Source organism: Helicobacter sp. 219-2, from assembly GCF_030053225.1.
Classification (GTDB): domain Bacteria; phylum Campylobacterota; class Campylobacteria; order Campylobacterales; family Helicobacteraceae; genus Helicobacter; species Helicobacter pylori_C.
Genome location: NZ_JASGBS010000001.1, coordinates 391,662 through 411,618, shown reverse-complemented (window position 1 = coordinate 411,618; position 19,957 = coordinate 391,662). Strand labels below are relative to the sequence as shown.

Sequence of the window (19,957 nt, the reverse complement as noted above, 5' to 3'; positions counted from 1 at the left end):
CCTTTATTGTGGTTTTGGTTGTTTTGAGGGTTGCTCTTTCAAGCCATCAACCCTCTCTTTGAGCGCTATATTCTATTCTTCTGATTTTCTGTTTTGGCGCTTTAAATCCTCTATCGCGCTTTTAAAACGCCTGTTTTACAAATCCAGCTCACTTTTGTCTGTGGCTTCTAAGCTCTTCAGGAGCGCCATTTTTCGCTCCAACTCTATTTTTTCTTTGGTTATTTTTTCTCTAGCCTGTAATAACTGATTGCTAGAGTTTGCTAAATTTTTTTGAGCGCTTTCTAACTTTTTGAGCTTGTCGGCTAGGCGTTGGTTGTCTTTTTCTGAATTAGCGCATAATTCTTTTAAAAACCCATGCGCATCTTGCAATTGTGCTCGCTCGTATTTTAGGCTATCTTGCTCTTTAGTGAGTGCGATAATTTGGTGGTTGAGCTTGTCGTTTTCTCTTTTTAACTCGGCGTTTGCTTTAACTAGATTATCTTTTTCTCTTAACAATTCGGCATTTTCTTTAGTCGGCCATTCTTTTGATGCTAATAAGCGTGTGTTTTCATCAGTTAGATTTTCGTTTTCATCTTCTAACTCACTGATGCGAGCTTCTAATTCTTCTCTCACTTGTCTCACTTGATAGAATCCCAAGCATTTTTCAATGAATGTTCCCATTTTATGATCCCATATCCACGATAGTGTAATAGGTTGTTTTTTTGTCGTATGTGTAGCCTATTAAGACCACTCTTTGCATCTTGCCAGAAGTGTTTTGCTCTGAGTATAGCTTTTTGCATGTAGAGTCATAAGCGCTTGGCTCTTTCAAACGCTCAAATTTATTATCCTTAACATATTCAAAAAGCAAATCAAACAATTCAGCTAATTTTTCGCCTTTATCGCTTCTCTTATCGCTTAATTCTTGGCTCGCTTTGTTATAAAGGCTTTCTAAATAGTATTTGCTGTCGCTAAGAACCGATGCGATCAAATCCATTGCGCTATGGGTTTCTTTCACAAACCCAAAATTCAAGCACCCTTTGACTTCCAAAAAGACTTCATAGAGTTTTTCTAATTTTTCGTATGGAGCGTATTTTTGCTCTAACTTGTCTTTTTCTTGGTTCGCTTGGATCACTTGATTTTTTATCTTTGATAGATCTGTATTGAGATTGTCTTTTTCTGTGGTTAGAGCTTTATTTTTGTCAGTCAGATCGGCGTTTGCTTTAGTTAGATTATCTTTATCTATAGTTAGTGCGGTGTTTTCTTCTTTTAATTTGTTGATTTCTTCTTTAACTCCTTTAAGCGCTTCCTCTTTTCTTTGAGAGTCTTTTGAATTTTCTTGGGTGTCGTTAGAGGATTTTCTAAAAAAGAGCCTATGCAACGAGAGATTTTGATAAGGGGTTCAAGGTCTTCTAATTGGACTTCTAATTTTTTAAAGCGATCTTCAAGATCTTTAAGAGATTTTAAAAGCTCTTCATTATTTAAAGGTTCTTCATTATTGGGAGGGGGTGGAAGCAGTTGTTCTTGAAATATTCGTATTTTTTTCTGTATTCGTATTTTCTACAATATGAACGCCACTCATCAGAATATCTCCTTTTATCTTAATATCAAAAAAGATTGCTATTGTAATTTGAGAAAACTTAAAATGAGCTTTATTATCCCCCCCCCTTTTTGCCCCCTCCTTATAAACCCCTAGAATGTAGAATCCCAGTGGTTTAAACTAGAAGAATAAGGGTCAAAAAAGCCCTTAGGCGTGTATTGCACTTCTTTTTTTGTAGAAGCGTCTTTTAGAGAATGGTCTTTAGGAAGACAAGCAAAGCGCTGAGTATCAAAGCTAGAACAACCGCTCAATAACAACGCACCGAGTGTGCCAATCATAATACCATTTTTAATTGTTTTCATTTTATATCCTTTGTTTTGTAAATCCGTTTAATTTAAAATCGTTTAATTGAATAAGCTAAATTTTAAATTACACGGCGAGAATGATAAAATTCATTTTTAAACGAAAAGTAAACGAACTTTTTAAACGATAAAAAATTCCTCTAATTTTTGTCTTAAGAGGTAAATAATTACCACTTTTAAAAAAATCAATTTTAATAATTAAATTCATTTAGTATAAAAACAACCACAAATTAAAAATCATTATTAAAAATGACCGCTTAAAAACCCGCTTAAAACATGCTACAATCAAGCCAAATTCTTAAATAAAAGGTAAGCTCATGCAAAAAATCATTGACGATTCATTAGAATTAGCCAAAAAACTGCAAGATAGTATCAGTAACCATTTGAGCGAGCAAGAAAAAGCGTTCCACTCTAAAATGCAAAAGCTTTTAAATAACCCTGAAAACAAAGTCATGCTCATAGAACTTATGGATCGGAGTTTTAGATGCCTGGATAATAAAGCCCGCTTTGAAATGATTGAGCATGTTTTAGACAAATACAAAAGCCGTGAGATTTTTTCTCCGTTTGAAAAATTGCTTTTAATGGGGTTTTTGAGCTTTGGGAAAATGCTCCCTGATATGAGCGTGCCTTTCTTTGTCAATAAAATCAGAAGCGACACGAAAGCGATGGTCTTGGATCAAGAAGAGAGCCAATTAAAAGAGCGGATTTTAAAAAGAAAAAATGAAAAAATCATTTTGAATGTGAATTTTATTGGCGAAGAGGTTTTAGGCGAAGAAGAAGCTAATGCGCGTTTTGAAAAATACTCTCAAGCCCTAAAATCCAACTACATTCAATACATTTCCATTAAAATCACAACGATTTTTTCTCAAATCAATATCCTTGATTTTGAATATTCTAAAAAAGAGATCGTCAAACGCTTAGACGCTCTTTATGCCCTAGCTTTAGAAGAAGAAAAAAAGCAAGGCATGCCTAAATTTATTAATTTGGATATGGAGGAGTTTAGGGATTTAGAGCTTACGGTGGAGTCTTTTATGGAGTCTATCGCTAAATTTGATTTGAACGCTGGCATTGTGCTGCAAGCTTATATCCCTGATTCTTATGAATATTTGAAAAAACTGCACGCTTTTTCTAAAGAAAGGGTTTTAAAAGGGTTAAAGCCCATTAAAATCCGCTTTGTTAAGGGAGCGAACATGGAGAGCGAAGAGACTATCGCTTCCATGAAAGACTGGGCGTTACCCACATTTTCTAATAAGCAAGACACCGATTCTAATTACAATAAAATGCTGGATTTTGTTTTAGAGGGCGATAATTATAAATACATTCATATTGGCGCAGCAAGCCATAATATTTTTGAAATCGCTTATGTTTATACGCACATCCATGCCCTTAATGACCCTGTTGTGTTAGAGCATTTTAGCTTTGAAATGCTAGAGGGCATGAGCTTGCAAGCGAGCCAGGAACTAAAAGAGATGCACAAACTCATTCTTTATGCGCCGGTGTGCGATGAAGCGCATTTTAACAATGCGATCGCTTACTTGGTGAGGAGATTAGATGAAAACACCTCAAGCGATAATTTCATGAAGGCTTTCTTTAACCTCAAAGTAGGCACGAGCGAATGGAAAGACCAAGAGCAACGCTTTTTAAACAGCCTTAAAGGAATCGCTACTTTAGACAATGCCACCCACAGGACTCAAGATAGAAACGCCAAACAAAGCGGGCATACCACCTACCCAAACCACTCCTTTAAAAACGAAAGCGATACCGATTTTATTTTAAAAGCCAACCGAGAATGGGCTAAAAAAGTGCGTGAAAAAATGCATAACGCTCCTATTTTAGAGCTTTACCCAGAAATGGATGGGAGGTTTGAAGATCCTAATTTAACCCCTTTAGAAGTCTTTGATAAAATCCATCATAGAAAAATCGCTAGCGTGCATTTAGCGGATAAGGGAGCGATTTTAAAAGCCCTAGAAGTGGCTAAAAGCGATAAGAGCCGTTTCAGTCAAAAAAGCTTTACAGAAATCCACGCCTTAATGAGTCAAACCGCCCAGCTTTTTAGAGAAAGGCGAGGCGATTTTGTAGGGATTTCGGCTTTAGAAGTGGGTAAGACTTTCGCTGAAACGGACGCTGAAGTGAGCGAAGCCATTGACTTTTTAGAGTTTTACCCTTACAGCTTAAGGGTGTTACAAGAGCAGAATAAAAAAACGAAATTCGCCCCCAAAGGCGTGGGTGTGGTCATCGCCCCATGGAATTTCCCTGTGGGCATTTCTGTAGGCACTATCGCTGCCCCCCTAGCCGCTGGCAATCGGGTGATTTACAAACCCTCAAGTTTGTCTAGCGTAACGGGTTATAAGCTTTGTGAGTGCTTTTGGGATGCGGGCGTGCCTAGAGATGTGCTCATTTACTTGCCCTCTAAAGGGAGCGATATTAGCGAGCATCTTTTAAAAGATGAAAGCATCAAGTTTGCCATTTTAACAGGGGGCGAAGACACCGCTTATAAAATGCTAGAGGCTAACCCCACTTTAGCCTTGAGCGCTGAAACAGGCGGTAAAAACGCCACTATTGTGAGCAAAATGGCAGACAGAGATCAGGCGATTAAGAATGTTATCCATTCAGCTTTTAGCAATTCGGGGCAAAAATGCTCCGCCACTTCGCTTTTAGTGTTAGAAAAAGAAGTCTATGAAGATGAGAACTTTAAAAAGACTTTGATAGATGCGACTCTAAGCCTTAGCGTGGGCGATCCTTTTGATTTCAAAAACAAAATCGGTGCTCTAGCGGACAAGCCTAATGAAAAGGTCATCAAAGCCATAGACGAATTGAAAAGCTATGAAAATTACGAAATCCCGGTAAGCTTTGTCAATGATAACCCCTATTTGATGAAGCCAAGCATCAAATACGGCACTAAAAAAGGCGATTTCACACACCAAACTGAGCTTTTTACGCCTATTTTATCCGTGATGAAAGCAAAAGATTTAGACGAAGCGATAGACATAGTCAATTCTACCGGTTACGGGCTGACGAGCGCGTTAGAGTCTTTGGATGAAAGGGAGTGGGAATATTATTTAAAACGCATTGAAGCCGGTAATATCTATATCAACAAGCCCACCACAGGAGCGATTGTCTTGCGCCAGCCTTTTGGAGGGGTTAAAAAATCCGCTGTGGGGTTTGGGAGGAAGGTAGGCATTTTTAACTATATCACGCAATTTGTGAATATCCACCAAGAAGAAGAAGATGAAAACGCCCTAAAAAACCCCTTAAGCGAAGCTTTAGAGGGCTTGACTCAAAAAGGCTATGATGAGCATACGCATGAGTTGAAGCACGCGATTTTTATGGCAAAGAGTTACGCTTATCATTACAAGCATGAATTCAGCCAAACTAAAGACTATGTCAAGATCAGAGGCGAAGACAACCTTTTTTCCTACACTAAAGTTAAAAGCGTGGGCTATCGCATCACCGAAAAAGACACTTTAAGCGATATGTTAGGCGTTGCTTTGGCATGTTTAATTTCTCAAATCCCTTTAACGATCAGCACAGAAAACGAACGAACGAACAAAGATTTAGCATTTTTCTTAGAATGCTTAAAAGCGCTCCAAGCAAACGCCCCTATTGTTTATGAAAGCTTGCAAAAATTTAGCGAGAAATTGAACGCTTTCAATCGTGTCCGTTATTTAAAAAGCGATTTGGATTTATTGCACAAACAAGCGAGCAGATTAGGGATTGTTTTAGCCACGGCTAAACCCTGCTTGAATGGGCGTTTTGAATTGCTGTATTACCACTTAGAGCGATCGGTTAGCATCTCTTATCATCGTTACGGGAATTTAGGCTCAAGGGTTTTAAGGCAACCAACTTGCCACAAATCATGCTGTGCTGAAAAATAAATATTGTATTAAATAAGGAGATTAAAATGGGACATGTTGTTTTAAGCACCCCTATTGTTACGATGTTTGTCGTTTATTCGCTGTTAATGCTCTATATTGGTTTTTATTTTTACAAACAAAATGAAACGACTGAAGATTATTTCTTAGGCGATCGCTCCATGGGCCCTATAATTAGTGCTTTGAGCGCGGGGGCGAGCGATATGAGCGGGTGGCTTTTAATGGGATTGCCTGGAGCTTTATATGTGGGGGGCTTAATCAATTCACACATCGCCATAGGGTTGAGTTTGGGCGCGCTCATTAACTGGGTTTTTGTGGCTAAACGCTTACGCATTTATACGAGCGTGATCGCTAATTCCATCACCATTTCAGATTATTTTGAAACGCGCTTTAGCGATGACAAACACATCTTGCGCTTGATTTCAGCTTTTGTGATTTTGATCTTTTTTATTTTTTACATTTCTTCAGGGCTGGTGAGTGGGGCTAAACTCTTTGAAGCGACCTTTGGCATTCAATACACCTACGCTTTAAGCATTGGCACGCTGATTATTGTATCTTACACCTTTTTAGGGGGGTATAGGGCGGTGTGCTGGACAGATTTGATTCAAGGGCTTTTGATGATGAGCGCTTTAATCGTGGTGCCGATCGTTATGATAATCCATCTTGGAGGGATTGGAGAGGGGATTAAGATCATTAGAGAAATCAAGCCTGAAAACCTTTCTTTCTTGCAAGGATCTAGTATAGTCGCCATCATTTCAAGCCTTGCTTGGGGGTTAGGCTATTTTGGGCAACCCCATATTTTAGTGCGTTTCATGTCTATCCGCTCCATTAAAGATGTCCCCAAAGCGACCACTATTGGGATTTCTTGGATGGTTATTTCTTTGATTGGGGCATGCGCTATGGGGCTTTTAGGCGTTGCGTATGCGCATAAATTTGATTTGAGCTTAGAAGACCCTGAAAAGATTTTCATTGTGATGAGTCAATTGCTCTTTAACCCTTGGATCACAGGCATTTTATTGAGCGCGATTTTAGCGGCGGTGATGAGTACGGCCAGTTCGCAACTGCTTGTAAGCTCTTCTACCATTGCTGAAGATTTCTATGCGACAATTTTCAATAAAAACGCTCCGCAAAAATTAGTGATGGTTATTTCTAGGCTTTCGGTTTTAGGGGTGGCTTGCATCGCTTTTTTCATTTCAACGGATAGAAACGCTAGCATTCTCAGCATCGTGAGCTACGCATGGGCTGGCTTTGGCGCGAGCTTTGGCTCTGTGATTTTGTTTTCACTTTTTTGGTCAAGAATGACGCGCATTGGTGCGATTGCTGGCATGCTCTCTGGGGCTAGCACGGTGATTTTATACGATAAATTTGGCAAAAGCTTTTTGGATATTTATGAAATCGTTCCGGGCTTTATTGTAGCGAGCATCGCTATTGTTGTGTTTAGTTTGTTTTCTAGCGTGCGAGCAGGCACTAAAGAGGCTTTTGAAACCATGCTTAAAGAAATTAAAGAAATTGAAAGCTTGAAGCATTAATACTTCAAATGAGTTTGGTTTAATCTTAATTAAGGAAAAAGTCATCAAACTAGCCCAAGCATTAGGAATCAACATGATCATTGGCGGACCTCCCTGTCAAGGCTTTTCTGATAAAGGGAAAAATTTAGGGCTAAAAGACCCTAGGAATTTTTTATTCTTAGAATATATAGAAATAGTAAAAGCCTTAAAGCCAGAAATTTTTATCATTGAAAATGTGAAAAACCTCATCTCTTGTGCTAAAGGCTATTTTTTAGAAGAAATTAAAGAAAGATTGAACGCTTTAGGGTATCAATTAAGCTATCAAATCCTAAACGCTAAAGATTATGGCGTGCCTCAAAACAGAGAGAGGGCCTTTATTGTGGGGGCTAGTCGTTTTAGTTTTGATTTTAATCTTTTAGAGCCTTCTCAAAGCGTGAATGTTCAAGATTTAGCCTATCTTTGTTCTAATGAGGGGGCGTTTGAGAGCGATTACTTAAACCCTATCCAATCAAGCTATCAAGCCTTGATGCGAAAAGATAGCCCTAAATTATACAACCATCAAGCCACCAACCACTCGCAAGCCGCTTTAGAGAAATTAAAGCTCATTAACAAAGAACAGGGCAAAGAATGCTTGCCTAAAAACTTGCATGGCAAACAGCAATTCAAAAGCACATGGGGGCGTTTGAGCTGGAATAAAGTAAGCCCCACTATAGACACACGATTTGACACTCCAAGCAACGGCACCAACTCCCACCCTGAATTGCACCGCTCTATCACGCCCAGAGAAGCCGCCAGGATACAAAGTTTTAGGGATAATTATATCTTTTATGGCAATAAAACGAGCGTTTGCAAGCAAATCGGTAACGCTGTGCCTCCCCTTCTAGCCCTAGCCTTAGGCAAAGCGATCTTAAAAAGCTTGAGAAAATGATACAAATTTATCACGCTAACGCTTTTGAAATCATCAAAGACTTCTACCAGCAAGATTTAAAAGTGGATGCGATCATCACAGACCCTCCTTATAACATTTCAGTTAAAAACAATTTTTCCACCCTAAAGAGCGCTAAAAGGCAAGGCATAGATTTTGGGGAATGGGATAAAAATTTCAGGCTTTTAGAATGGATCAAGCGCTACGCCCCCTTAGTCAATCCAAACGGCTGCATGGTTATTTTTTGCTCTTACAGGTTTATAAGCTATATCGCTGATTTTTTAGAAGAAAACGGCTTTGTAGTCAAAGACTTTATCCAATGGGTTAAAAATAATCCCATGCCAAGAAACATTAACCGGCGCTATGTCCAAGATACGGAATTTGCCCTGTGGGCGGTTAAAAAGAAAGCTAAATGGGTGTTTAACAAGCCCGAAAATGAAAAATATTTACGGCCCTTGATTTTAAAAAGCCCTGTGGTGAGCGGACTTGAAAGAGTTAAACACCCCACGCAAAAAAGCCTGGCTTTAATGGAAAAAATCATTTCCATCCACACAAACCCTAATGACATCGTGCTAGATCCTTTCATGGGGAGCGGCACCACCGGTTTAGCGTGCAAGCGTTTAGAACGGAATTTTATCGGTATAGAATCAGAAAAAGAATATTTTCAAATCGCCAAAGAGCGTTTGAATTTGCTTTAAAAACGCTATTTGAATGAGATTGTGTTATAGTTATTTAAAAGGATATTTTGAATGAAAAGAATGTTAGCGGAGTTTGAAAAAATCCAAGCGGTTTTAATGGCGTTCCCCCATGAGTTTGGCGATTGGGCGTATTGCATCAAAGAGGCTAGGGAAAGTTTTTTAAACATCATTCAAACCATAGCCAAACACGCTCAGGTGTTAGTGTGCGTCCATACTAACGATACTATCGGCTATGAAACGCTTAAAAACTTACCCGGTGTAGAAATCGCAAGGATTGACACTAACGACACATGGGCTAGGGATTTTGGAGCGATCAGTATTGAAAATCATGGCGTTTTAGAGTGCTTGGATTTTGGTTTTAATGGCTGGGGGTTAAAATACCCTTCCAATTTGGACAATCAGGTGAATGTCAAACTCAAAAGTTTAGGGTTTTTAAAACACCCTTTAAAAACGATGCCCTATATTTTAGAGGGTGGGAGCATAGAAAGCGATGGGGCCGGGAGTATTTTAACCAACACCCAATGCCTGTTAGAAAAAAATCGTAACCCCCATTTGAATCAAAATGGAATAGAAAACATGCTTAAAAAGGAATTAGGGGCTAAACAAGTGCTGTGGTATTCTTATGGCTATCTCAAAGGCGATGACACCAATAGCCATACCGACACGCTCGCTCGCTTTTTAGATAAAGATACTATTGTTTATAGCGCATGCGAGGATAAAAACGATGAGCATTACACGGCCTTAAAAAACATGCAAGAAGAATTAAAAACCTTTAAAAAACTAGACAAAACGCCCTATAAACTCATCCCCCTAGAAATCCCTAAAGCCATTTTTGATGAAAACCAACAACGCTTGCCGGCGACCTATGTGAATTTTTTATTGTGCAATGACGCTCTTATTGTGCCCACCTACAACGACCCTAAAGACGCACTCATTTTAGAAACCTTAAAACAACACACGCCCCTAGAAGTGATAGGGGTTGATTGCAATACTTTAATCAAACAGCATGGAAGCTTGCATTGTGTAACGATGCAACTTTATTGAATAAAATCACGCTTTTTGGCGTGGTTCAAGGCGTGGGCATGCGCCCTTTTATTTATACCCTAGCTCAAAAATTAGAGCTTGTAGGCTTTGTGCGTAACACCCAAGCGGCTTTAGAAATCATCCTACCCGCTCATAAAACAGAGTCTTTTTTAAACGCCCTAAAAAAAGGGTTGCCCCCTTTAGCGTTGGTTGAAAAAATCATTATTAACCCTTATGATAAAACGCTCAAATCCAATGATTTTAGGATTTTAGAAAGCAAGAACCACCCCCTAAATTTGCTCAGTCAAATCCCTAAAGATTTAGGCGTGTGTGAGGATTGCTTGTGCGAAATTAGAGATAAAAACTCCCCCTATTTTCATTACGCTTTCAATTCTTGCGCGAAGTGTGGGGCGAGATACAGCCTTTTAAACGCTTTGCCCTATGACAGAAAAAACTCCGCCCTAAAACCTTTCAAACTCTGTGGATTTTGCGCATTCGTTTATAAAGACGCCAATAACAAACGCTTCCACATTCAAGGCATCAGCTGCAAAAAGTGCGGTATTACGCTCAATTACAAGCACTTCAAAAATGATGACGCTCTTTTAGAATGCGCTAAAGACATTCAAAAAGGTAAAATCATCGCTCTTAAAGGTTTGGGAGGCTTTGCCCTCTTGTGCGATGCGAGAAATTTTCAAACCATAGAAAGATTACGGCTTTTAAAAAACCGCCCCCTAAAGCCTTTCGCGCTCATGTTTAAAGATTTAAACACAGCCAAACAGCATGCGTTTTTGAGTGCATTAGAATGCGAGAGTTTAAATTCCACAAGCGCCCCCATTCTTTTAGCGCGTAAAAAACCGGACACACCATTAGCCCCCAATATCGCTAAAAACTCCCCCTTTTATGGCGTCATCTTACCCTATACCCCTTTGCATGCTTTATTACTGGATTTATTGGATTTCCCTATTGTGTTCACGAGCGCGAATTTCAGCTCCCTCCCTTTAGCGAGCGATGAGGCTGAGATTGACGCCTTGAGTTTCATTTTTGATTTTAAACTCACGCACAATCGCGCTATCATTCATAGGATTGATGACAGCATCGTGCAATGCATAGACAACGCCATGCGCCCCATGCGTTTGGCTAGGGGGTTTGCCCCACTTTATCTCACTTTGCCTAAACGCTCTAATCATTCGCAAAAAAAGATTTTAGCGCTTGGAGCGGAGCAAAAAGGACATTTTAGCTTATTAGATAGTGGAACTTCCATTCTTTTACTCTCGCCTTTTTGTGGGGATTTGAGCGTTTTAGAAAATGAAAAACACTTTAAAGAAACTTTGAATTTTTTCTTAAAAACCTATGATTTTAAACCCACGCTCTTAGCTTGCGATAAGCATAAAAACTACACCACCACCAAAATGGCTTGTGATTTTAATACGCCCTTGATACAAATCCAGCACCACCATGCCCACTTTTTAGCGAGCGTTTTAGACGCATTATTACAAGACCCGCACTTAAACAACCCTTTTATAGGTATCATCTGGGATGGGAGTGGGGCTTATGAAAATAAGATTTATGGGGCGGAGTGTTTTGTGGGGGATTTTGAACGCATTGAAGAGGTGGCTAGGTTTGAAGAATTTCTGCTTTTAGGGGGGGAAAAAGCGATCAAAGAGCCTAAACGCCTGGTTTTAGAAATCGCTTTAAAACACCAACTCAACAAGCTTTTAAAACGCATTCAAAAACATTTTAAAGAAGACGAATTAGAAATTTTTCAGCAAATGCATGACAGAGAAATTCAAAGCACCGCTACCAATTCCATAGGGCGTTTGTTTGATATAGTAGCGTTTAGCTTAGATTTAACAGGAACGATTAGCTTTGAAGCAGAGAGCGGGCAGGTTTTAGAAAATCTAGCCTTACAAAGCGATGAGATCGCTTTTTACCCTTTTAAAATCAAAAACAGCGTGGTGTGTTTGAAAGAATTTTATCAAGCGTTTGAAAAGGATTTAGGCGTTTTAGAGCCCAAACGCATCGCTAAAAAATTTTTTAACAGCCTAGTAGAAATCATTACCGCTTTGATTGCGCCTTTTAAAGAGCATGTGGTGGTGTGCAGTGGGGGCGTGTTTTGCAACCAATTATTATGCGAACAATTAGCCAAACGATTGAGGGGGCTAAAGAGGCAGTATTTTTTCCACAAGCATTTCCCCCCTAACGATAGCAGTATCCCTGTCGGTCAAGCCTTAATGGCGTATTTCAACCCTACAATCATCAAAAAAGGATAAAAATGGATAGCGTAACTCTAGCATGCGGGAACGGGGGGAAAGAAACAAACGCTTTAATTGAGCGAGTCTTTATGCCCTATTTAAAAGAATTGATTAGCGCCTTTAATGAAGACGCCCCTAAATTTGAAGCTAGTGGGGAATATTGCGTGAGCACGGATAGTTTTGTCATCACGCCCTTAATTTTTAATGGGGGAGATATAGGCAAGCTTTGCGTTTGCGGGAGCGCGAATGATGTGAGCGTGCAAGGGGGCGAACCTTTGTATTTGAATATGGGTTTTATTTTAGAAGAAGGCTTAGAAATCCCTCTTTTAAAACAAATTTTGCAATCCATACAAAAAGAATTGCTTAAAGCCAACCTAAAACTCCTCTCCCTAGACACTAAAGTCGTGCCAAAGGGGAGCGTGGATAAGCTTTTTATCAACACAACCTGTATCGGTAAAACCATCAAGCCAGGGATTTCTTCACACCATTTAAAACAAGGCCAAGCCATTATCATAAGCGACACTATCGCCAATCATGGGGCAAGCTTGTTTGCGATGCGTCATGAAATCAAGCTTAAAACCAATCTAGAAAGCGATTGCCAACTGCTCTATCCCTTATTAAAACCCCTGTTTTTAAGCGATCTCAAAATCCATGCTTTAAGAGATGCGACCAGGGGCGGGTTAGCGAGCGTGCTGAATGAATGGGCGAACAGCTCCAAAGTGAAAATCGTTATAGAAGAAGAAAAAATCCCCTTAAAAGAAGAAACTAAAGGGATTTGTGAGATTTTAGGGCTAGAACCCTACGCACTAGCCAATGAGGGGGTGTTTGTTTTAGCGCTTGATCAAAAAGACGCCCCCAAAGCCTTAGAAATTTTAAAAAGTAATGAAAAAGCTAAAAACGCTTGCGTGATTGGCGGAGTGTTTGAAAACCCTTATCCTAGCGTGGTTTTAAAGAACGCATGGGGTTTTGAAAGGATCTTAGAAATGCCAGAAGGCGAATTATTGCCTAGGATTTGCTAAGGCTAAGGCGCTTTTTAGAATAAAATCACTATAACCAATCTATTTGAGAAAACTTGCAATAAGGGAGAGTTAATGGCGGGTGTTACAAAAAAGCGGGCTTGATGATAAAAAACGCTTGAGAGCGAAACGCGCACCAAACCCCTTTTAATGGCTAAAAAGCTTGTTTGAAACTAAATAACCACAATATCGTAACTACCGCCAGCCTGACACTTAATAGCGGAGCGTTTTTATAGCTCTATGATTTTATTTCAAACCTCTAAAAGCTTCAAATAATACTCATAAGCTTCTTTGATGCCCTGCTCTAAAGGGATTTCTAATTCCCATTTTAAAGCCTTTTGTTTGGAAATATCCATAAGCTTTTGCTGCATGCCCACTGGTTTGGACAAGTCTTTCACAAACGCGCCCTTATAATCTAAAACTTGGGCGATCATTTTGTAATACTCTTCAATGCTGTAATCCACTCCAGAGCCGACATTCATCACGCTAGGGATTGAAGCGATATTCTCATAAGCTAGAGAAATGAACCTGGCTAAATCTTTAGCGTTTAGATATTCTCTCCTGGCCGTGCCATCGCCCCACATCACAAACTCTTTTTCATTTTTTAATTTAGCGGTGTGCATCCTAGCAATAAGCCCTGGTATCATGTGCGCTATTTTTTCTTCAAATTTGTCAAACTCGCCATAAAGGTTGCAAGGCACTAGGGTTTTATAAAAAACGCCTTTTTCAGCGCTCACATATTCGCAATACTTCATCACAGAGAGTTTGGCTAAAGCATAGCCCTCGTTGGTTGGCTCTAAAGAGCCGTTCAATAAATCGCTTTCTTTTAAAGGGTTAGGGGCGAATTTAGGATAAGCGCAAGAGCTCGCTAAATTAATGGCTTTTTTCACGCCCAAATCTAAAGCGCTAGAAAAGAGGTACAAACCCATCAATAAATTCTCAACCATGTAAGTTGAAAGATCGTTCATGTTAGCGACAATGCCCCCCACTCTCCCGGCGCAATGGATAATGCCTGTAGGCTTGTGTTCTTTCAAATAAGCTTGAACATTGTCTTTATCCAATAAATACAATTCGCTTTTTTTAGGGGTGAGCAACGCCACATCAGGCTTATTTTTTTTAAAATACAACGCCGTGTTCTGCCCCACCATGCCATAGGCGCCGGTGATTAAAATAATCTCATTCATAAAAATTCCTTAAAATATAGCCCCCATCTTGCAAGTAAAGGTTTTTCTGGCATTCTTTTAAGTCATGTTCTAACATGTCCTTAACCAACTCTTTTAAATCGTATTCCCTGACCCAGCCTAGCTCTTTTTCTGCCTTAGTGGGATCGCCTAAAAGCAAATCCACTTCAGTAGGCCTGAAATAGCGCTCGTCTATGCGCACCACAATTTTGCCTTTTTCTAAATGGCTTAAGTTTAACTTTAAAGCGTTCGCTCTTTTTTCATCAACGCTTTTAATCAAACCGATTTCTTTAATCCCTGTATTTTGAAATTCTAAACCAATACCGATAAATTCAAAGCTCATTTTCACAAAATCGCGCACGCTTGTGGTCTTCCCTGTAGCGATCACATAATCTTGTGGAATGGGCGCTTGGAGCATTAAATGCATCATTTTCACATAATCTTTGGCATGCCCCCAGTCTCTTTTAGCGTCTAAATTCCCTAAATACAAGCAATCTGTTAAGTTATACGCTATCGCGCTAGCGGCTCGTGTGATTTTACGAGTGACAAAAGTTTCACCCCTTACCCTGCTCTCATGGTTAAAAAGAATGCCATTAACCGCAAACAAGTTATAGGCCTCTCTGTAATTTTTGGTGATGTAAAAGGCATACATTTTAGCGACCGCATAGGGGCTTCGTGGGTTAAAGGGGGTGTTCTCATTTTGTGGGGTTTCTAAAACTTCGCCATACAATTCGCTCGTGCTGGCTTGATAGAATCGTGTTTTCTTTTCTAAGCCTAAAATCCGCATGGCCTCTAAAATCCTTAGCGTGCCAATACCATCAGCGTTAGCGGTGTATTCTGGGGTTTCAAAAGAGACTTTCACATGGCTTTGAGCGGCTAAATTATAAATCTCTGTAGGCTTAGTGGTAGCGATTAAATGGATAAGATTAGAGCTATCGGTCATATCCCCATAGTGCAGGAAAAAACGCCTTTTATGATCGCTATGCAAATCTTCATACAGATGATCGATCCTAGAAGTGTTGATGCTAGAAGAGCGCCTTTTTAACCCATGCACTTCATAACCCAAATTCAGCAAGTATTCAGCCAGATAGCTCCCGTCTTGCCCGGTAACCCCGGTGATTAAAGCGATTTTTTCTTTCATTATTTTTCCTTCATTATTTTCCTTGATTCTGTCTGTTAAAATCATCATCAACCCTTACAATATCGTCTTCACCGACATACTCGCCCACTTGAACCTCTATAATAATTAAAGGGATTTTGCCATAATTAGCCAGGCGGTGTAAGGTGTTTTTAGGGATATAGGTGGATTCATTAGCTTGCAATTCAAACAATTGACAATCCAACTCCACGCTCGCCATCCCGCTAATCACCACCCAGTGTTCGCTCCTGTGGAAATGCTTTTGTAAAGAAAGCCTTGCGTTAGGTTTGACTTCTAAAATCTTAACCTTGTAACAACCGCTCTCATGCAAGACTTCATAACTCCCCCAAGGGCGATACACTTTAGTGTGCGTTTGTAGCAATTCTTGGTTGTTTACTTCTATCTCGCTCACTAAAGTTTTTAAATCTTTAGCCTTGTCTTTATGAGCGATTAAAAGAGCGTCTTTAGTGTCAATAATGGCTAAATTCTCAACCCCTAAAAGAGCGCTCACTTTATGGGAAAACACTAAATTATTCTGGCTTTCTTTGGCAAAAATAGGCGTTTGATTCAGGCTGACATTTTCTTTAGGATCGTTAGCCACTTCTTCAAAAAGAGCGTTAAAATTCCCTAAATCGCTCCATTTGGCGTTTAATCCTACCATTTTGATTTTGTGGCTTTGTTGCATTAAAGCTATATCCACGCTCACATCTTCTAAATCTTGCATGCTCTTTTCGCTCAAACGAGCGATCTTTTTTTCAAAAAAATACGCGTTTTCTAAAGATTCAAACGCTCTTTCGCACCCCTTTAAAATAGTGGGGGCATGCTTTTTCAGTTCGTCTAAAAAAACGCCCGCTTGGAAAACAAACATGCCGCTATTGAAATAAAAACCCCCGCTTTTTTGAAACTCTATCGCTTTTTCTAGGCTTGGCTTTTCAATGAAGCGCTTCACATCTAAACCATTAGGGCTTTCAATATACCCAAACTCCGTGTTGGGCTTTTCAATATTGATCCCAAAAGTGACTAAAAAACCTTTTTGGGCTAAATTAATCGCTTTTGTTATTGCATTTTCATACGCTTGAAGGTCTTTAATCAAATGATCGCTTGGCGTAACGATGAGTAAATCTTCCCTCTCGCTCATTAAAGCGCTCAAAGCAATAGCGTTAGCGGTGTTTTTACTCAAACTCTCTAATAAAAAACCCCCGCTTTTGTTTTTGATTTCGCTCTCTATTTCTTCTAGGGCTAAAAAATAATGCTTTTCATTGCACACAATGAGCGTTTCATCCACTAAGGAAGCGTTTCTTTTAAAACTCAATTTAAACAAGCTTTCATTGCCAAAAAGCTTTAAAAATTGCTTAGGGTATAGGCTACGGCTTAAAGGCCATAGGCGTTTCCCGCTCCCCCCACTCAGTAAGATATTTTTAATTTTCATGAGTTTTCTTGTCAGGCTCTCTTTTGTTTTTTAGGGTTATTATAGCGTTTTTAATCGGGCATTTTTGAGTCACTTCAAAAACTCAGCGATGACTTCATTCTCTCTGGGTATAGGAAAGAAGATGTCAGTATTGGGCGAAATGAAGACCCTACTTCCCTCTCTAATCACCACAATAGGAGCGATTTTGCTCTTGTCTCTTAAAATTTGATTGACCACTTGATTGATCCCCATGCCGCTTTGCCTCATCAATTGCAATAAAAGATAATCCCCAAAGAAATTGGTAGCTCCTTCTTTATTGCCCCTGTTGTTTAAAGCCGAAGTGATCCCAATCAATAAGCCGTTAGTGAGAGTAGAAAGCAGTAACGGCACGCCATAGCGCTGGAAATTCCTTTCAATCAATTCCCCCACCAAGCCGTTATAGCCTTTAATGTCCGCCCCTTTAGCGTTAGTGAGCATGATATTGATGCCATGGGGGGTGATGATGCGGCTCCATACAATATCCAAGCGGTATTCGCCCATTTTGTTGTTGTTGCTGTAATAGCCTATGATTTTAGAGCCTTTGGGGATTAAGACAGCCTTGCCCATGTGAGCAAAAATATCGCTTTCCACTTGCGCGATGACTTTACCGGCAATCTGGCTAGAAATAGGCGTGATCAAAAAGGCGGGTATCATTTTATCGGCTGTAATGGTGCGTAAAAGCTTGTTTTCATTGGTAGCGATGTCTTTTTCTTTAAGATTAGTAAAACCATCAATGCCCTTAGGGTTATCCATGGGGAAAATCAGGTTTTCTTCGTAATTTTTAGGGCTTTGTTTGAAAGGGGTGATGCGAGAGGCTAGTAAATCTAATTGCTTTAGAGAAAAGTCTTTTTTAGGGGGGGTTGTGTTTGCTTTTAAATCTATGGGAGGGCTAGTAAAAGTTTCTTCTTTAGAAGAGTTCATTTCTTTGGAGTTTAGGGCTTTTAAAGCGGCTTTTAGCTGTTCTTGTAAAGCTTTGATGGTAGCGTCTTTGGAGCTTTCTGTGTTGGTTGGCTGTGGGTTTTGAGTGAAGGTGTAGTCTTGTAAGGGGTATTTCACCTCATCGTCATTCAAAAGGTTGGGTTGGTTATTTAGGGGGGCTTTTGGCTTTTGATGATAGATTAAAGAAATTGTTGTAATCGTTGCAAAACCCCCTACAAAAATAAGCGCCCCCTTAATCCACTTATTCATCTTTACCCTTTTTGATAAAACGGATACACAAATAGTCCTTACCCAGCCTTAAAGTCCATTTAGCCGAAACATCTTCAGCGATAATGTAATCGCCCACAATCCTAGTATTTACCGGGTTATCATAGCCATCAACGACTTTATAAATCACCGGGAATTTAGAGAGCGCTAATTTTTTGTCAAATTTGAAATAAGTGAATTGCTTGTCGTTGAAAATTTCTTCAGGCATCAAAGAGAGTTTGGATTTTTTAGAACAAATCCCTAAACAATACCATTTCCTTTGAGAGCTTTTTAAAGCCCTATAACCTTTTTGAATGTCTTTTTTAACGATTTTCATTGCATTAGTGTTATCGCCAATGGTTATAGTCTCTTCTTCTTTGGATTCTTCTTTTTCTTCTTTTAAGGGTTTGTTGTTGTTTGTGGGGGCATTTTCAAGGGTATTTTCTTTGTTTTGTGGCTTCATAAAAGCGTTGGAATAATAATTTTTATCTTCTATGAAAACCTGTAAATTAGGGTGTTTGGAGCTAGTGAAAGTGGTAGAAAACACATAGAAAGAAAAAATCTTACCCTCATTATCAATCACGCTGATATTAGAATCCACGCCAATTTGTAGGGGTTTGATGAGCAAAATGCGATCGTTACTTTCTAAGATTTTCGCATCAAAGCCCACCTTATCCCCTAAAACAAAATCGCTAATGGGTTTTGAAAAAAACAATAAGGTCGCCATCGCATAACGCAAGCGGATTTTATAGGTTTGCCCTTGAAAGTAATCAACATTCAAAGTGTTGGACATTTTTGAGCGGTTTTTGTCAAAAAAACTCCCTTGAATAGCGTTTAAATCCTGCATGGGGTGGTTTAAATTCGCCGGGGCTGTTTCGTTAGTTTCTTCTAAAAAATCATCGGCTTTTAAAGCGTTAAAAACCAACAAAAAGCCCACAAGAGTGCATAAAACCTTACGCATCAATCGCCCCTATTAGTGATTTCAGTGATGCTGTAGCGAGTGATTTTAAAGCCGGTAGGGTTTTTAGGCATGGAAGCGTAATCAAAATCCGGGGTGTCAAACAAATAACTCAGCACGATTTTATAACGCTTTTCATACACTAGCTTGTTTTCATTCATGAGTTTAGCCGCAATGGAGACGCTCGCAATGGGGTTATTGTCTTGCTGGTAGATCGCAATATTGACGATGTGGACTTCTCTTTCCAAATGGCTTTGCGCATAAATGCTGTTTTGCGTTTTGATCAAATCCTCAAAGCGTTGCCACACTTTAGAACTGCTTTGCAAACGCACCAATTCATAGCGCGATTTATCGTCAATGCGATTAATGCTCTCTCGGTTTAACACATACGCCCCAATGAGCGAACGAGCCAACGCTTCATTACTAGAAATGCTTTTATCCGCTCTTTGGATAATGGCGTAATGCTTGTCCTGGTTTAAAAAATCCACGAAATGGTGTTCGGTTTTTTGTAAGGGTAAAATACTGATTAACACAATCGCTAAAACAAGAGCGATAAAACTCATCAAGCCTAAGAGTTTATAAGCGATTTTCAAGCGGTTCCTCTCTAATCTGAACACGCTTTGCATGTCCAAATCGCTCACCGAAAAACCAGAAAGCTTGTTTTCTAAATGCTTTTCTTGGTGGCTTAAAAGCTCTTCTAAATAGATCAATTGCTCGCTATTGAAAGGCTTTTCTTTCATGCAAGATTCAACCTGTTTTCATATAACTTTTCATGCAATGTGCAAGGGCTTTTTTTCATCTCATGCACCTTACTGGTGCAACCAAACAACATGATTCCCATAATGACAAAAAAAATTCTCATTAAATTCCTATTTA

At 39.5% G+C, this 19,957-nt stretch carries 15 protein-coding genes and 2 pseudogenes; 7 read left to right on the top strand and 10 right to left on the bottom strand.

Annotated elements, in window-relative coordinates; genetic code table 11:
• Positions 1 to 3: 3 nt before the first annotated feature.
• The 3 genes and pseudogenes from P6280_RS02105 to P6280_RS02095 all read right to left on the bottom strand — a co-directional run bounded on the left by P6280_RS02105 (position 4) and on the right by P6280_RS02095 (position 1,878).
• Positions 4 to 660: pseudogene (locus tag P6280_RS02105) on the bottom strand (hypothetical protein).
• Between the two features lies 1 nt (position 661).
• Positions 662 to 1,357 carry a M protein gene (locus tag P6280_RS02100; protein WP_283236857.1) on the bottom strand — a complete coding sequence of 232 codons (696 nt, stop codon included), beginning with the start codon at positions 1,355 to 1,357 and terminating at the stop codon, positions 662 to 664.
• Positions 1,358 to 1,668: 311 nt separating this feature from the next.
• A complete protein-coding gene (locus P6280_RS02095) occupies positions 1,669 to 1,878 on the bottom strand; it encodes a hypothetical protein (protein ID WP_000849012.1) in 210 nt (69 codons plus the stop codon).
• A gap of 317 nt (positions 1,879 to 2,195) precedes the next feature.
• Here P6280_RS02095 and P6280_RS02090 point away from each other — a divergent pair, with 317 nt between their 5' ends.
• The 7 genes and pseudogenes from P6280_RS02090 (at position 2,196) to hypE (ending at position 13,175) form a co-directional block, all read left to right on the top strand.
• Positions 2,196 to 5,753, top strand: a complete 3,558-nt coding sequence (locus P6280_RS02090; RefSeq protein ID WP_283236856.1) for a bifunctional proline dehydrogenase/L-glutamate gamma-semialdehyde dehydrogenase — start codon at positions 2,196 to 2,198, stop codon at positions 5,751 to 5,753.
• 26 nt (positions 5,754 to 5,779) lie between these two features.
• Positions 5,780 to 7,279, top strand: a complete 1,500-nt coding sequence (gene putP, locus P6280_RS02085; RefSeq protein ID WP_283236855.1) for a sodium/proline symporter PutP — start codon at positions 5,780 to 5,782, stop codon at positions 7,277 to 7,279.
• 28 nt (positions 7,280 to 7,307) lie between these two features.
• Positions 7,308 to 8,186: pseudogene (locus P6280_RS02080) on the top strand (DNA cytosine methyltransferase); the annotation flags it as partial.
• Positions 8,183 to 8,881 (top strand): DNA-methyltransferase, encoded by a 699-nt coding sequence (locus P6280_RS02075; RefSeq protein WP_283236854.1) that lies wholly within the window; start codon positions 8,183 to 8,185, stop codon positions 8,879 to 8,881. The pseudogene P6280_RS02080 and the gene P6280_RS02075, both read left to right, overlap by 4 nt.
• A 51-nt stretch (positions 8,882 to 8,932) precedes the next feature.
• Positions 8,933 to 9,925, top strand: a complete 993-nt coding sequence (locus P6280_RS02070; RefSeq protein ID WP_283236853.1) for an agmatine deiminase family protein — start codon at positions 8,933 to 8,935, stop codon at positions 9,923 to 9,925.
• Positions 9,922 to 12,174 carry a carbamoyltransferase HypF gene (gene hypF, locus P6280_RS02065; protein ID WP_283237447.1) on the top strand — a complete coding sequence of 751 codons (2,253 nt, stop codon included), beginning with the start codon at positions 9,922 to 9,924 and terminating at the stop codon, positions 12,172 to 12,174. Before P6280_RS02070 ends, hypF begins: the two co-directional genes overlap by 4 nt.
• A 2-nt stretch (positions 12,175 to 12,176) precedes the next feature.
• Positions 12,177 to 13,175: a hydrogenase expression/formation protein HypE gene (gene hypE / locus P6280_RS02060; RefSeq protein WP_212852121.1), complete on the top strand. Its 999-nt coding sequence runs from the start codon at positions 12,177 to 12,179 to the stop codon at positions 13,173 to 13,175.
• Between the two features lie 248 nt (positions 13,176 to 13,423).
• Here the strand turns inward: hypE and P6280_RS02055 are convergent, their stop codons facing one another.
• The 7 genes from P6280_RS02055 to P6280_RS02025 all read right to left on the bottom strand — a co-directional run bounded on the left by P6280_RS02055 (position 13,424) and on the right by P6280_RS02025 (position 19,943).
• Positions 13,424 to 14,356, bottom strand: a complete 933-nt coding sequence (locus P6280_RS02055; protein ID WP_001002433.1) for a GDP-L-fucose synthase family protein — start codon at positions 14,354 to 14,356, stop codon at positions 13,424 to 13,426.
• A complete protein-coding gene (gmd, locus tag P6280_RS02050; RefSeq protein ID WP_283236852.1) occupies positions 14,349 to 15,494 on the bottom strand; it encodes a GDP-mannose 4,6-dehydratase in 1,146 nt (381 codons plus the stop codon). The genes P6280_RS02055 and gmd overlap by 8 nt, the downstream gene beginning before the upstream one ends.
• A 13-nt stretch (positions 15,495 to 15,507) precedes the next feature.
• Entirely contained in the window at positions 15,508 to 16,920 is a 1,413-nt protein-coding gene (locus P6280_RS02045; RefSeq protein WP_283236851.1) for a mannose-1-phosphate guanylyltransferase/mannose-6-phosphate isomerase, read from the bottom strand.
• A gap of 69 nt (positions 16,921 to 16,989) precedes the next feature.
• Entirely contained in the window at positions 16,990 to 18,126 is a 1,137-nt protein-coding gene (locus P6280_RS02040) for a DNA type IV secretion system protein ComB10 (RefSeq protein WP_283236850.1), read from the bottom strand.
• Positions 18,119 to 19,084, bottom strand: a complete 966-nt coding sequence (locus P6280_RS02035; RefSeq protein WP_283236849.1) for a TrbG/VirB9 family P-type conjugative transfer protein — start codon at positions 19,082 to 19,084, stop codon at positions 18,119 to 18,121. Before P6280_RS02035 ends, P6280_RS02040 begins: the two co-directional genes overlap by 8 nt.
• Positions 19,084 to 19,821, bottom strand: a complete 738-nt coding sequence (locus tag P6280_RS02030) for a VirB8 family type IV secretion system protein (RefSeq protein ID WP_283236848.1) — start codon at positions 19,819 to 19,821, stop codon at positions 19,084 to 19,086. Before P6280_RS02030 ends, P6280_RS02035 begins: the two co-directional genes overlap by 1 nt.
• Positions 19,818 to 19,943, bottom strand: coding sequence for a hypothetical protein (locus tag P6280_RS02025; protein ID WP_001217867.1), 126 nt, complete (start codon positions 19,941 to 19,943; stop codon positions 19,818 to 19,820). Before P6280_RS02025 ends, P6280_RS02030 begins: the two co-directional genes overlap by 4 nt.
• Positions 19,944 to 19,957: the final 14 nt, after the last annotated feature.